The sequence below is a fragment of the Amycolatopsis australiensis genome, assembly GCF_900119165.1.
Lineage (GTDB): Bacteria > Actinomycetota > Actinomycetes > Mycobacteriales > Pseudonocardiaceae > Amycolatopsis > Amycolatopsis australiensis.
Genome location: NZ_FPJG01000006.1, coordinates 1,667,895 through 1,680,990 on the forward strand (window position 1 = coordinate 1,667,895; position 13,096 = coordinate 1,680,990).

A 13,096-nucleotide genomic window follows, 5' to 3' on the forward strand; every position below is an offset into this window, starting at 1 on the left:
TGCGGGCGCTCCGGGGCGGGGCCGGGGGGAGGGATTGTGGGGAAGTACTGGCCTTGCTCTTCGGCGCACTCCGGCCCAGCTTGCAGATCAGCCCGAGGACCGGGTGATCGCGTACGAATACACCGCCTCCGGCTCGGTGAACTTCTCCGGTCGCGGCGGGAACACCGGGACCGGTGCGTTCGTCGTCGTCCTCGGTTCTGATGTTGAGCTTGGTTGCATCGGGGACGTGCTCACTGGGGCCTCCGTGTTCGCCGGTGATGCCCCGCCGTCCGTTGTCGCCAGCAGTCTTGCCGTTGCTGGGTCCAGGTACAGGCGTCTGTCCGTGTCCGCCGCGCTGATCACCGTTGCCGGGCGGCCGTCCGGTGTCAGGGATGGCTCGGCCTTGACTCCCGGGAATGCGATCAGCGTGTCGCGTAGCGCGAGCCGGACGTCCGAGCGGACCAGGCCCAGGGCCAGCACGTTCCGCACCGAAGCCAGCGCCGCGCCGGCGAGTGTTCCCGATGGTGTGTGGATGTCGCGGCTCAGCGCCTTCGCCAGCTGTGCTCGGTCCGGGGTCAGTGAGGCGACGAACGCCGCGTCCGGGGTCAGCCAGTTCGCCGGTGGCTGGCCGGGGAAGACGCCTCCCGGGCCGTACTCGTCGAACGCCGCCCGGCTGATCTCGTACCGTCCCCACTCGGGGCTCCAGTCGCGGATCGCGCCCGTCCACTTCGAACGGCGGTGCCAGACGCCGGCCGGGTCGGCCGGGATCCACAGCTCCACTTCCTGCTGCAGCCGGAAGTTCCTGCCCACTCCGGGCTGGAGCACCCAGGCCAGCTTCTGCGTGTAGTGGAACTCACCCGGCACGAGCGGGCGGTCGAGCTCCACCGGCTGCACGGCGGGCCCGGCCGGGTCCGGTGCCGGCGGACGCAGCGAAACCACCACCGCCAGCCCGCCCACCAGCGTGACGACCGCCGCGGCCACCGCGATCCAGCGCCAGCTCCCGCGCCGGCGCCGTTGTGGCGGCGCCTCGGGGGTTCCGGCCGCCGTCATCAGGGACGCGCGGGCGAACGCGAGGCCGTCGTCTTCACCGGCGTCGTCGTGCAGGTCCGCGAGCGCCGCGTCGAGTTCGGCGTCGGACCAGATCTTCCGGACGTTGTCTTCACGCAAGGTCCCGCACCTCCTCCTGAGCCGGGGCGTTCGTCCTGAGCCAGCGTCTGATCCGGTGCAGCCGGGACCGGACGGTACCCGGCGGGATGCCGAGCGCTTCGGCGACCTCCGCCGGCTCCAGCCCGCCCCACGACACGAGCAGGAGCGTGTCGCGGTCGGCGGGGCTGAGCTTGGCCAGCGCCCCGGCGAGCTGGGCCGCGCGGACCTGGGCATCGACCTGCTCGGCGACGCGGCCGTCGTGCCCGGCGTGGCTGTTGTCGCCGGTGCGGGCCAGCCGCGCGGTGGCCTGCAGCGCCCGCAACTCGGACCGGACGTGGTGACGCAGCAGGTTGGTCGCGATGCCGTACAGCCACGACCGTGCGGTGCCGAGCTCCGGCCGGTAGCTGTCCCGGCGCCGCAACGCGACGAGGAACGTCTCGGCGACGAGGTCGTTCGCCGGCTCGGGGCCGACGCGCCGGGCGAGGTACCGGCGCAGCGCCGCGGCGTGGGCGTCGAACAGCCGCCCGAACGCCGGCCCGGGCTCGGGTCCGCCCAGGTCCGGGCGGTCGGGTCCGCCGACCTCCGATCCCTCGTGGATCACCTGCATGCCCCCAGTTGCCCGCAGGCGCCGCGAGCGTTCACGGGCGAACCTACCTCGGCTAGAGACCCAGCAAGCCCCAGTAGACGGCCCACGGCACGAACGCCACGCCCCCGGCGAGCGCTACGCCCAGCCGGGCGCTCCGGTGCCGCCACCACGCCACCGCCGTGCCGATGGTGGCGGCCACCACGCCCAGCGAGAGCAGCTGCACCGCCAGCCACGGCAGCGGACGGCCCACCACCACCGGGCCAAGCCCCTTGCCCATGCCGAGCTGGATCACCACGTCGATGACCAGGAAGCCCAGCACGGCGAGCAGCCCGGTCGCCGTCAGCCAGCGGGCCGGGCGCGCCGACGGGCCTCGCCGGACCAGCGGGTACCAGGCGAACGCCACCAGCAGGAACACCAGAACGGCCAGCTGCAGCCACGTCGGCTCGTACCAGGCGAGCGGGGTCACCGCCACGCTCGGCCGGTCCTGCGGTGGCGGCGCGTCGGCGCTCGACGTCGTGGGCGGGTGGTTCACCCAGCTGCCCACCAGCTCGAGGTAGCCCGGCGCGTAGCCGGGCAGCTTGTCGAAGCCGTCCGTCGTCCGGCGCAGCTGGTGCTGCGCGTCCGGGAAGACCCGCAGCGTGTGGTGCGCCAGCGAGTCGCGGAAGATCCGCACGGCCTCACCCGGCGGCGTCAGGACGTCCTTCGCGCCCCACAGGCCGAGCACTGGCTGCCACAGGCTCTTCAGCACCGGTACCGGGTCGTACCGCGGCTCCGGGAACGCGCCGCCGCCGACGAGCTGGCGCAACATCGTCGACGACGCCGTCCGCACGAGCGAACCGTCCATCCCCAGCCGCCGCAGCTGGTTCTCGACCGCCCACGCCTGCTGCCGCGCCGGCTGGACGCCGTTCGCCCCGAGCGTGACCACGAAAGCGACGTGCGAAGACCGCGAAGCCGCCAGCGGTGCCACCCAGCCGCCTTCGCTCAACCCCCAGACGCCGACCCGCGCCGGATCGACCTCCGGCCGTTTCCGCAACGCCTCGACCGCCGCCAGCGCGTCGTCGGCGAGTGTCGAGTAGGAGCGCGAGAACTGCGAATACCCCTCGGTGCGCTTGTCGTAGATGAGGGTCGCGATCCCTTGCCGCGCAAAGGCTTCCGCCTGATCGCGGTAGTCCTCCCGGCTGTGCGCCCCCGAGCCGTGGACCATCACCAGGCCCGGCAGCTTCGTACCGCCGGGCGGTGCGACGACGGTGCCGTGCAAGGTCACCCCGCCGTTCTGGAAAGTCACTTCGCCGTCCGCGGCCGAAGCCGGTGGCGCCGGCGCCGTGACGGCCAGGATCACCCCGGCCAGCAGAGCCACTTTTCGCATCCGAAACCCCCTGGTGTCATGTCATTCCCCTGGATCAGGGAACGCGAGCCAGCGCACGAGCACGCGCCGCGCTTCCGGTGACCGGTCTTCCTCCGTGCGCCAGTACCGGCGGAACAGCTCCATGTAGTCGTGCCGGAGCTGCTGCAGCTCCTCGGCGGTGAGCCAGGTGGCGCCGCGGGCGAAGAGCAGCGCGTCCGGCCAGTCGCCGGGCAGCTCGTCGCGCTTGTCCGCGAACCGGTTGAGCTTTTCGAGGTCGTCCTCGAACCCCTGGCGCTGCATGTCGTCGAACAGCACCCGGGATTCGGCGCTTTGGGAGCTGCGGCGCGGCCAGCGGATGTCCCGCGGCCGCGTCCGCCACCACCGTTCCTTGCCCCGCGCGAGCTCGGGAGCGTCCTCGACGAACCCGAACCGGGCCAGCTCACGCAGGTGGTAGCTGGTCGCCCCGGTGTTCTCGCCCAGTTCCTTGGCGAGCTTCGTGGCCGTCGCCGGTCCGGCCGACAACACGCCGAGAATCCGGCGGCGCAGCGGGTGCGTGACGGCCTTGAGGGCGTCCGGATCGAGCTCTTCCGGTGGTGGAGCGCTGGTCATGAGGCCACCGTAGCTGTGCAGAGAAAATTATGCAAAGAAAACTCTGCATCTCGGCGCGGACGGGTACCCGGCCGGAACCTGACTGTCTACTGTGGACCTTAGGCGTGGTTCACCAGATCGGGTGGTCGCTGAACTTGCTCAGCGTCCGCACGGTCGGCCGCAGGTAGAACATGCCCGCGAGGAAGCCCATGGTGGCGAAGGCGAGCGTCGAGAATGTCGTGAGCAGGTCCGGCGCCTCGAACTCCGGTCCCTCGCGCCACACCCGGAACACGATCGGCACCGCGAACGACCCGAGGATCAGCGCCAGCGTCAGGACGTAGGTGACCACCAGCGCGCTGCGGGCGGACGCGGCGCTCGCGACCACCAGGTAGTCACCGCGCAGGCAGCGGCGGCTGCCCAGCACCAGCACCGCGATCGCCAGCACGCCCAGCGGCGGCAGCGCCGTCGCGGCCTTCCCGGCCAGCGTGTCGGGGAAGGCGTGGCCGTGCACGACGCCCTGCAGGAACGTCGTGAGGCCGAACAGCAGCACCATCCCGGCGATCATCGAGCACCCGACGACCACCGAGCCCCACCGCACGCGGTCGGCGAAGCGGGGCGGCAGCGGTAGGAACTCGGCCTGCCCGAACGTGTCCTGCACCCACCTCACCTCCGAAACCCGTGAAGGCCACCATAAGGACCCCGGGGTTCCTCGTGGTGGCCTTCACGGCGGATTCGGACCGAAAGGGCTAACTCGCCGCCAGCAAGTTGGCGCAGCGGATCAGCCCGATGTGGGAATAGGCCTGCGGGTGATTGCCGAGGGACCGTTCGGCGATCGGGTCGTACTGCTCGGGCAGCAGACCGGTCGGGCCGGCCGCCGCGACGATCTGGTCGAACAGCTCCTGCGCTTCGGTGCGCCGCCCGGTGAGCAGGTACGCCTCGATCAGCCAGGCCGCGCAGATGTGGAAACCGCCCTCGCCGCCGGGAAGGCCGTCGTCGCGGCGGTAGCGGTACACAGTGGATCCGCTGCGCAGTTCCGCCTCGATCGCGGTCACCGTCTGCTGGAAGCGCTCGTCGGCCGGGTCGATCAGGCCGGTCAGCCCGACGAACAGCGACGCCGCGTCCAGGTCCGTGCCGTCGTAGGCCGTGGTGAACGCCTGGACCTCGTCGTTCCAGCCGTGCGTGAGGACGTCGTGCTTGATCTCCTCGCGCAGGCCGGGCCAGTTGCCCGGGATCTCCCGGCCGTACTGCTCGCCCAGCTTGATCGCGCGGTCGATCGTCACCCAGCACATGACGCGCGAGTAGACCCGGTGGCGCGGCACGTGCCGCTCCTCCCAGATCCCGTGGTCCGGCTCGTTCCAGCGGCGCGTCACGGCTTCGGCCATCGCGCGCACCATCTGCCAGTCCTCGTCACGCAGCTCGCCGCGCGCCGACGCGAGCGTCTGCACCAGCTCGACGACCGGGCCGAAGACGTCCAGCTGGACCTGGTGGTTCGCCAGGTTGCCGACGCGGACCGGGCGCGAACCGGCGTAACCGGGCAGGGACTCGATGACCGCTTCGGCACCGATCACGCTGCCCGCCAGCGTGTACAGCGGGTGCAGCCGCTCCGGGCCGGCCAGCGTCGCCAGGACGCCGTGCAGCCAGCGCAGGTAGCCCTCGGCCTCCTCGAGCGACCCGAGGTGCACCAGCTCACGCACGGTCATCGCCGCGTCGCGGATCCAGCAGTAGCGGTAGTCCCAGTTGCGGACGCCGCCGATCTCCTCCGGCAGCGACGACGTCGCCGCCGCGAGCACGCCGCCGGTGTCGGTGTTGACCAGCCCGCGCAGGGTCAGCGCCGAGCGCAGTACCAGGTCGGTCTGCACCTTCGGCAGCTGCAGCTTCGACGTCCACTCGCTCCAGTAGCGGCCCGCGCGGTCCCGGCGTTCCACTTCGGACAGTTCGTGCGGGCCGAGGTCGGTCGTGCCGCAGCGCAGCTCCAGCACCACCGGCCGGGTCGGCGTCGGCTGCACCAGCGCGGTCGCCGTGTCGTGCAGGCCGTCGGAGGTGATGGTCCACTCGACGCCCGGCGAGTACAGCACGAACGGCTCCGACGTGCCGAGCACCCGCACGCCGCCCTCGGTGACCTCCAGCTTCACCGGCACGCCGCCGAACTCGGGCCGCGGCGCGAACGTGACGTCCGCCTGCGCCTCCCCGGAGATCACGCGGACCAGGTCGGTGCGGTGCTGCGGGCTCTCCGGCTCGAGGTAGTCGGTGACGAGCAGCCGCGACCAGCGCGTCTCGACCGTCATCGTGCTCGGCAGGTACCGCTGGCCGAGCGGGAGGCCGTTGCGGTGCGGCTTGATGGAGAAGTGGCCCGCGCCCTCACCGCCGAGCAGGTCGGCGAACACCGCCGGCGCGTCCGGGCCGGGGTGGCAGAGCCAGGTCAGCTTGGCGTCCGGGGTGAGCAGCGCGACCGACCGCTCGTTGGCCAGCATCGACAGCCGCTCGATCGGCGGCGCCGACTCGCCGTAGAGCCAGTTGCGCCGCTCCTCCAGCATGAACGCGAGCACCAGCGCGACGTCCACGGTGTCGGGCACGCGGAAGCCGGCGAGGGTTTCGCCCTCGCCGACCTTGATGCCCACGTCCGGGCCGGACAGCCGGGCGAAGGCCTTCTCGTCGGTGACGTCGTCGCCGAGGAAGATGGCCGCGGTGGCGCCGACCTGGTGGCGCAGGATGTCGAGCGCGCGGCCCTTGTCCGTCTGGACGACCGCGAGCTCGACCACCTCCTTGCCGTCGGTGGTCGACACGCCCTCCCACTTGGACGGTCCGTTGTGGACGGCCGCGAGCACGCGGCGGCCCGCCTCGTGCTCGGCGCGGCGCACGTGCACCGCGATGCTGGCCGGCTTGACCTCGAGCGACACGCCCGGCACGTCGAGGACGAGTTGTTCGAGCTCGGCCTCCAGCCGCCGGTGCAGCTCCCGCGCCTTCTCGTCGAGGGCGTGGATGAAGCCGATGTCGAACTCCGAGCCGTGGCTGCCGACGAGGTTCACCTCGGACGGCAGCCGCGAGAGCGTGGCGAGGTCACGCAGCGCGCGGCCGGAGATGACCGCGGTGGTGGTCTCGTGCAGGCCGGCGAGCGATCTGAGGGCCCCGACGGACTCCGGCAGCGGGCGTGCCTCGTCCGGGTTGAGCGTGATGGGTGCCAGCGTGCCGTCGTAGTCGCAGGCGACCAGCAGACGCGGAGTACGGGCGATCTGGACGATCGCACGCCGTAGCTCGGCGGGCAGGGCCTCGGCAGTCAACACTCCTCCTCAGGAGCTCGTGCATGGTCAAAGACTGTGTCAGTCGACCGCTTCGGCACCCAACGCTTGCAGGAACGAGCGCGCCCATCGGTCAACGTCATGAGTGAGGACCTGGCGACGCATGGCGCGCATCCGGCGACGGCCCTCTGCCGGGTCGAGCGTAATGGCAGCCACCAAGGCGTCCTTCACCCCGTCCAGGTCATGAGGGTTCACGAGGAATGCGCTAGAGAGCTCGGCGGCCGCGCCGGCGAACTCGCTGAGCACGAGAGCGCCCCCGAGGTCGTGCCGGGCGGCGACGTACTCCTTGCAGACGAGGTTCATGCCGTCACGCAGCGGCGTCACGACCATCACGTCGGCGGCGGAGAAGAAGGCGGCCAGCTCGGTGCGGTCGACCGACTGGTGCAGGTAGTGCACGACGGGGTGGCCGACGCGGGAGAACTCGCCGTTGATCCGCCCGACCATCTGCTCGATCTCGCCGCGCATCCGCTGGTAGTGCTCGACGCGCTCGCGGCTGGGGGTCGCCAGCTGGACGAACGTGACGTCGTCCGGCTGCAGCCTGCCCTCGTGCAGCAGCTCGTGCAGGGCCTGCAGCCGCAGGTCGATGCCCTTGGTGTAGTCGAGCCGGTCGACGCCCAGCAGGACCGTCTTCGGGTTGCCCAGGTCACGCCGCAGCTGCGCGGCCCGCTCCTGGACGCCCTTGGAGCGCGCGAGGCTGTCGAGCCCGGCGGCGTCGATCGAGATGGGGAAGGCGCCGACCCGCACGGTCCGGTCGCCGACCTGCATGGTGCCCGGCCGCGACCGGACGCCGACCGCGCCGCGCGTCGACTCGAGGCCGATCAGCTGGCGGCACAGCCAGAGGAAATTCTGCGCCCCGCCGGGCCGGTGGAACCCGACGAGGTCGGCGCCGGTGAGGCCGCGGATGATCGCCGCGCGCCACGGCATCTGCATGAACAGCTCGACCGGCGGGAAGGGGATGTGCAGGAAGAAGCCGATGCGCAGGTCCGGTCTGAGCTCGCGCAGCATCGCCGGCACCAGCTGCAGCTGGTAGTCCTGGATCCACACGGTGGCGCCGGGCGCCGCGACGTCGGCGCTGGCCTGGGCGAAGCGGCGGTTCACCTTTACGTAGCTGTTCCACCACGCGCGGTCGAACACCGGGCGCTCGACGACGTCGTGGTAGAGCGGCCAGAGCGTCGCGTTGGAGAAGCCTTCGTAGTAGTCGCGGACCTCGTCGGCGCTGAGCGAGACGGGGTGCAGGACGAGGCCGTCGTCGTCGAACTCGTCCACGTCGACGTCGGGAACGCCGGGCCAGCCCACCCAGGCACCCTTCCGCGACCGCAGGAACGGCTCCAGGGCGGAGACGAGCCCGCCCGGGCTGGCCGTCCAGCGGCGCTCGCCGTCCGCCGTGCGTTCGAGGTCGACCGGTAGCCGGTTCGCCACCACGACGAAATCGGCCTGGTTTCCTTGCTCCCGTTCAGTCACGTGCCTGCTCCTCGCGTCCTGGGTCGCGGCCCCAGAGTGAAACCCTATCGCGTGAGCGATGAACAGCCGGTGACCGCCGAGTTACTCCACCGATACCCCCACCGCCACCCTCAACGGAGGCACTTCGTGCCGCTCTCTATTCAAGACTTCGTTCGGTCGGTTCGAGGGGCCCGGCCATGCGCGGCCCGGCGAACCGCCGCTCCAGCCTGCCCAGGCCGGTCCGTACCGGCTGGGCGAGCCATTCCCCGAGTACCACGCCAGCTGCCAGCGCAAGCCCGATTGCGACGGCCGTCATGAGCGTCGAGATGTCGCCACTGGGCTCGACCCCGATCTGGTACAGACCACGGTAGGTCGACAGGCCCGGGAGCAGCGGAGTGATCCCGGACACGGCGACGACGAGTGGAGTAACGCCGAGCCGCCGGGCGAGCACGCCACCGCAGAACCCGACCAGCGTCGCCGCCACCGCGGACGAGCTGACGCCGTCGAGCCGCGCCAGCGTGAGCGAGCCGTAGACGGCGGCGCCGATGCCCCCGGCGGCCGCCGCGACCAGCATGGCGCGCATCTTGGCGTAGCTGGCGAGGGCGAAGCAGGCGGCGGCACCGGCCCCGCCCAGCACGACCAGCGGCAGCTGCTGCGGCGTCGAGCCGGTGACCTCGGGCAGCGGCGTCCGCGGCAGCCCGAGCATGACGGCGATCCGCAGGGCCAGCACGACCCCGGAGATCAGCCCCGCCGACATGAGGACGGTCTCCATGGTCCGGCCGGCGGCGGTGACGTTGTAGCCGGTGATGGCGTCCTGCACCGCCGAGACGGTGGACAGCCCGGACAGCAGCACGGTGACGGCGGCGGCCACCACCAGCGTCGGCCGGTCGGTGGTCAGGACGTCGCTGCTCACGATGGCCATCGCCGACAGCGTCGCGACCAGCCCGCCGATCACCTGCTGGAAGAAGAACGGCAGCGAGTACCGGTTGAGCAGCCTGCCCACCCGGTCGATGACGGCACTGATGACGAAGGCGACGAGGGCGATGTCGATGCCGCCGCCGAGCAGGATGGTGATGAAGCCGGCGAGGCCGCCCCAGGCCAGCGTCGCGGTCCAGCGCGGGTAGGGGTGCGGCGCCGACGTGATGCGCTCGAGCTCGGTCTGCGCCTGCTCGGCACCCATGTGCCCGCGGACGATCTTGCGCACCAGCTTCTCGGTCTCGGTCAGCCGCGTGTAGTCGAGGCTCCGGCTCCGGACGACGCGCAGCGCGGTGACCGGCGACAGGTCGGTGCCGCGGTGGCAGGTGACGGTGATCGAGGTGAAGATGACGTCCACCTCGCAGTGCGGCAGCCCGAGCGCCCCGGCGATGGCCAGGATGGTCGCGGTGACGTCGGACGCGCCGGCGCCGCTGGCCATCTGGACCTCGCCGATGCGCAGCGAAAGGTCGAGCACGAAGTTGACGGTCGCCTCGTCGGGCAGCTGCGGCCCCATGGCCTCTTCGGCGTCGACGGCGGGCAGCTCACCGGTCGGGGCCTCGAGGACGTGCCAGGGGCGCCGCTTGAGGAGGTTGGGGCGGTGGACCTTCGGCCGTTGCTCGGGCGGCTCCAGGAGGGGCCATCTGGCCGACCGGCCCCCGTTGGTGCGCTCGTTGATCTTCAAAGATCCACCTCCTCGCTCTGCTCGTCCTTCCGTCCGGACCATCGACGCGGGTACTCCGACCGTTGCACGGATCATGCAGTGGCGTCCACCACGTCGGGAGGAAGTGGCCGCGAGCCGCGGAGCGTGCCTCTCGGCGGGATCGGGGGCCCGGGCCGATACACTGTTTCCGGCGCCCGGGCGCCAGGCCGGTATAGCTCAGCTGGTAGAGCATCTGTCTTGTAAACAGAAGGTCAGGGGTTCGAGCCCCCTTGCCGGCTCCGTTCGCATCGCGAAACGGGGCGGACACCCTCGATGGGTGCCCGCCCCGAAATGGCGGTCCTGCTGGTGGCCGTCAGTTGCCCTGGCTCGTGCCGCCGTCCGCGATGGCGCCCGCGGCGCAGTTGCCCGGGTTCTCTCCCTCGGCCTCGTGCTCGCCGGGCGACAGGATCGGCACGCCGATGCCGTTGAGCGAGTCATGGATGGGCACCTGGACGCCGAGGACGTTGACCTCGTTGTCGCAGATGCCCGGCGTGACGTTCACGTTGTGCAGGACGTCGGTGTCGTTGAGGTTGACCAGGCCGGCCTGATCGTCGCCGGGGGTGGCGGCGGAGGCGACCCCGCCGGTCAGGAACGCGCCGGCGGCGAGGGCGGCGGTGATCAGGCCGATCTTCTTCAGCATGGGGCTCTCCTCGGATGAGAAAGAAACGGGAACGGTGCGGAGGGTGCACACTACGGCCGCGATTCACGCACAGGCCGCCCGATCGTGTCGCGAGAAGCGGGCGAAATCCCATGGAATTGTAGCCATATCGGGTGAATCTGCGACGTTGCCCGCGACGTGTGTTTTGTGCGGCTCGGCGGCTGGGTTTCCGCTGGTCGCCCGGCACGGCTGTGGTACTCGAATCACGCCGATTCGGATTTGTGCCGGGGTAAGCCGGGGGCGGTGAATGGCGTGCGGTTATGGTGGAGCGGCCGACTCGGCGTGATTGATCGCCGTCGGCGGAACAGCCGGGGAACGAGCGGGCGGATCGCGATCGTGACGAGTGCGACGAGACGGGGTGACGACACGGTGAATGCCGGTCGTGTCCTGATGCGCGCACTGGTCGTGCTCGGCGGCGCTGCTGCGGCCTGCGCGATCGCGTGGCTGACCGCCACGGCGTCGGCCAGCACCGCCGATCAGCTCGCGGACGGCCCGGACGCCCCGGCCATCGGGAACCTGCAGCAGCCAGTGCTTTCGCCGGTGGTCGACACCGTCACGCCCGTCCTTGCCCGTGACCTGGCGGGAACGGCCACGCGACTGGCCGGCGTCGTCGAAACCGACGCGACCTCCGCGGTTCCCGCCCCCATCGACGCGGTCGGGCACCTTGCCGTCGCGGCGACCGACCACGCGCAGACCACCGAGCCGGCCGCTGAACCGCCCCCGGCTGTTCTCGATACCGCGCGAAAAATCCGCGCCCCGCGCACACCGGTGAGCAGCGGCCCGGGGAACCGACCGGCGGAATTCTCGCCGGCGGTGATTCCCGTTCGCGCTGTCGCGGCCGCGGAACAGCCACACGCCGACCACCAACCCGAGCACGGCGCGGGTGATTTCACCGGGCACTCGTGGCTGCCATCCTGCACGGTTTCGGCCAGTGCCGGGTTCGACCACTGTTTCGGTGAAGCGTGGCAGCCCGCGGCCGCGGAAGATCCGCAACCGGCGCACCGCCGGGACGACGTGCTACGCCTGGGCGTGCAGGCAGCGGAAATCCAGCCGGGCATCACCCCGGACTGAGCCGGCAGGCCACCGTTCCGCAAGCAATTCTTTTTTCCGTTTTCCTGAACCGAGGAGTATTTGTCATGCGCATTCGAACGAAGCGGACCCTGCAGATCGCGCTGGTCAGCGGTGGCCTGTTGATGGTGGGTGCGGGAAGCGCCTCCGCGGCCGAGCCGGCCACCGACCCCGGGCTGCCCGGCCTCACGGACACCACCGGCGACCTGGCCCAGGTCCTCGACACGGTGCTGCCGGCCACCACCCAGCAGCCCACGGCGGTGCTGCACACGGTGCCGGTGCACCTGCTCCAGCAGGAGCCGGCGCCGAGCGCCGAGGTCGACGGCGATCTGCCGGAGCAGGACCTCAACGCGCCACTGGGCAGTGAGCTGGCGGCGACCGACCTGCCCGCGCTCCCGGCCATCGTGCCGCTGACCGCGACGCCGGACACGGTTCCGGACCGGGCCACGATCACGCCGGTCGACGGAGAGCTGCCGGAGGTGCCGCTGCACGGAACCGTCTCCACCCAGCCCCTCGACCCGAGCGCCGGTACCCGGGTCACCGGCCTGCACACCTCCGACGTCCCGGCTGCCGCCGACCAGCGCGCGGACATGCCGGCGCTTCCGCTGGTCGGCGGGCTGCTGCCGAGCACGGGACTGCTCCCGGCGCTGAGCGGGGTACCCGACCTGAGCCGGCTGACCTCGCTCGGCGGGCTGACCCAGCTGGCCGGGAGCACGCCGCTGACCCACGGCGGCCGCTACAACACCGGGGCGCTCACCGCGCCGCTGAGCCAGCCGCGCAACTAGCGGGACACCGCACGAAAACGTTCAGGGTCGGAAGCGTGTGCTTCCGGCCCTGAACGTTTTCGATCACCGCCGGCTGGCTCGCTCAGTCGCCTTGACCGGAACCGCCGTCGGCTTGGCCAGTGCCCGCGCAGTTCTCCGGGGCCTGGCCTTCGCCCACGCCGACGCCGTTCGCGACGTCGTGCAGCGGCACCTGGACGGCCAGGACGTTCACGTCGTTGTCGCAAACCCCGGCCGTGCCGTCGACGGTGTGCAGCGCGTTGGTGTTTTCCAGGTTGAGCAGGCTGAACTGGCTGGTCGAGTCGTAGTCGTCCACGGGGTCGGCGGCGGCGACGCCACCGGCCAGGAACGCGCCGGCGCCCAGCGCGGTCGTCACGACAAAGAACTTCTTCAGCATGCGGGAGACTCCTCGGATTCGCGAAATGCATGACGAGGCGACTGCGACAGTGTTCCGTCGCGCGCGAGCAGAAATTATTGGGACGCGCATTCGGTGTTCCACCTCGGAACACCATCGTGTGAGTACCGCGGGCCGC

General features: G+C 71.2%; 12 protein-coding genes and 1 tRNA gene. 3 read left to right on the forward strand and 10 right to left on the reverse strand.

Annotation, left to right across the window (positions count from 1 at the left end):
• Positions 1–87 precede the first annotated feature (87 nt).
• The 8 genes from BT341_RS09285 to BT341_RS09320 all read right to left on the reverse strand — a co-directional run bounded on the left by BT341_RS09285 (position 88) and on the right by BT341_RS09320 (position 10,037).
• A complete protein-coding gene (locus BT341_RS09285; protein ID WP_072475885.1) occupies positions 88–1,146 on the reverse strand; it encodes a hypothetical protein in 1,059 nt (352 codons plus the stop codon).
• Positions 1,139–1,732 (reverse strand): RNA polymerase sigma factor, encoded by a 594-nt coding sequence (locus BT341_RS09290; protein ID WP_072475886.1) that lies wholly within the window; start codon positions 1,730–1,732, stop codon positions 1,139–1,141. Before BT341_RS09290 ends, BT341_RS09285 begins: the two co-directional genes overlap by 8 nt.
• A 52-nt stretch (positions 1,733–1,784) precedes the next feature.
• Positions 1,785–3,050, reverse strand: a complete 1,266-nt coding sequence (locus BT341_RS09295) for an alpha/beta hydrolase family protein (RefSeq protein ID WP_072481866.1) — start codon at positions 3,048–3,050, stop codon at positions 1,785–1,787.
• Positions 3,051–3,098: 48 nt separating this feature from the next.
• Positions 3,099–3,665 carry an ArsR/SmtB family transcription factor gene (locus BT341_RS09300; protein WP_072475887.1) on the reverse strand — a complete coding sequence of 189 codons (567 nt, stop codon included), beginning with the start codon at positions 3,663–3,665 and terminating at the stop codon, positions 3,099–3,101.
• A 109-nt stretch (positions 3,666–3,774) separates the two neighbouring features.
• Positions 3,775–4,302 (reverse strand): hypothetical protein, encoded by a 528-nt coding sequence (locus BT341_RS09305; RefSeq protein ID WP_072475888.1) that lies wholly within the window; start codon positions 4,300–4,302, stop codon positions 3,775–3,777.
• 88 nt (positions 4,303–4,390) lie between these two features.
• Positions 4,391–6,922, reverse strand: a complete 2,532-nt coding sequence (gene otsB, locus BT341_RS09310) for a trehalose-phosphatase (RefSeq protein WP_072475889.1) — start codon at positions 6,920–6,922, stop codon at positions 4,391–4,393.
• A gap of 39 nt (positions 6,923–6,961) precedes the next feature.
• Positions 6,962–8,401 carry an alpha,alpha-trehalose-phosphate synthase (UDP-forming) gene (locus tag BT341_RS09315; protein ID WP_072475890.1) on the reverse strand — a complete coding sequence of 480 codons (1,440 nt, stop codon included), beginning with the start codon at positions 8,399–8,401 and terminating at the stop codon, positions 6,962–6,964.
• Between the two features lie 136 nt (positions 8,402–8,537).
• Positions 8,538–10,037 carry a threonine/serine exporter family protein gene (locus BT341_RS09320; protein WP_072475891.1) on the reverse strand — a complete coding sequence of 500 codons (1,500 nt, stop codon included), beginning with the start codon at positions 10,035–10,037 and terminating at the stop codon, positions 8,538–8,540.
• A gap of 184 nt (positions 10,038–10,221) precedes the next feature.
• On the opposite strand from BT341_RS09320, the gene BT341_RS09325 reads away from it, so the two are divergent.
• A tRNA-Thr gene (locus tag BT341_RS09325) sits at positions 10,222–10,294 on the forward strand.
• A 74-nt stretch (positions 10,295–10,368) separates the two neighbouring features.
• Here the strand turns inward: BT341_RS09325 and BT341_RS09330 are convergent.
• Positions 10,369–10,695, reverse strand: a complete 327-nt coding sequence (locus BT341_RS09330; protein WP_072475892.1) for a hypothetical protein — start codon at positions 10,693–10,695, stop codon at positions 10,369–10,371.
• A gap of 408 nt (positions 10,696–11,103) precedes the next feature.
• Between BT341_RS09330 and BT341_RS09335 the strand changes: the two genes are divergently transcribed.
• The gene (locus BT341_RS09335; RefSeq protein ID WP_072475893.1) at positions 11,104–11,784 is read left to right on the forward strand and encodes a hypothetical protein; all 681 of its coding nucleotides are present in this window, start codon (positions 11,104–11,106) and stop codon (positions 11,782–11,784) included.
• 65 nt (positions 11,785–11,849) lie between these two features.
• The gene (locus BT341_RS09340) at positions 11,850–12,566 is read left to right on the forward strand and encodes a hypothetical protein (RefSeq protein ID WP_072475894.1); all 717 of its coding nucleotides are present in this window, start codon (positions 11,850–11,852) and stop codon (positions 12,564–12,566) included.
• Positions 12,567–12,648: 82 nt separating this feature from the next.
• Here the strand turns inward: BT341_RS09340 and BT341_RS09345 are convergent, their stop codons facing one another.
• Positions 12,649–12,960, reverse strand: coding sequence for a hypothetical protein (locus BT341_RS09345; protein ID WP_072475895.1), 312 nt, complete (start codon positions 12,958–12,960; stop codon positions 12,649–12,651).
• Between the last annotated feature and the right edge of the window lie 136 nt (positions 12,961–13,096).

Excerpts from the sequence above, each read along its gene's own strand:
- BT341_RS09290 (WP_072475886.1), bottom strand. The coding sequence starts at position 1,732 with ATGCAGGTGATCCACGAGGGATCGGAGGTCGGCGGACCCGACCGCCCG.
- BT341_RS09300 (WP_072475887.1), bottom strand. The coding sequence starts at position 3,665 with ATGACCAGCGCTCCACCACCGGAAGAGCTCGATCCGGACGCCCTCAAG.
- BT341_RS09330 (WP_072475892.1), bottom strand. The coding sequence starts at position 10,695 with ATGCTGAAGAAGATCGGCCTGATCACCGCCGCCCTCGCCGCCGGCGCG.
- BT341_RS09335 (WP_072475893.1), top strand. The coding sequence starts at position 11,104 with ATGCGCGCACTGGTCGTGCTCGGCGGCGCTGCTGCGGCCTGCGCGATC.
- BT341_RS09340 (WP_072475894.1), top strand. The coding sequence starts at position 11,850 with ATGCGCATTCGAACGAAGCGGACCCTGCAGATCGCGCTGGTCAGCGGT.
- BT341_RS09345 (WP_072475895.1), bottom strand. The coding sequence starts at position 12,960 with ATGCTGAAGAAGTTCTTTGTCGTGACGACCGCGCTGGGCGCCGGCGCG.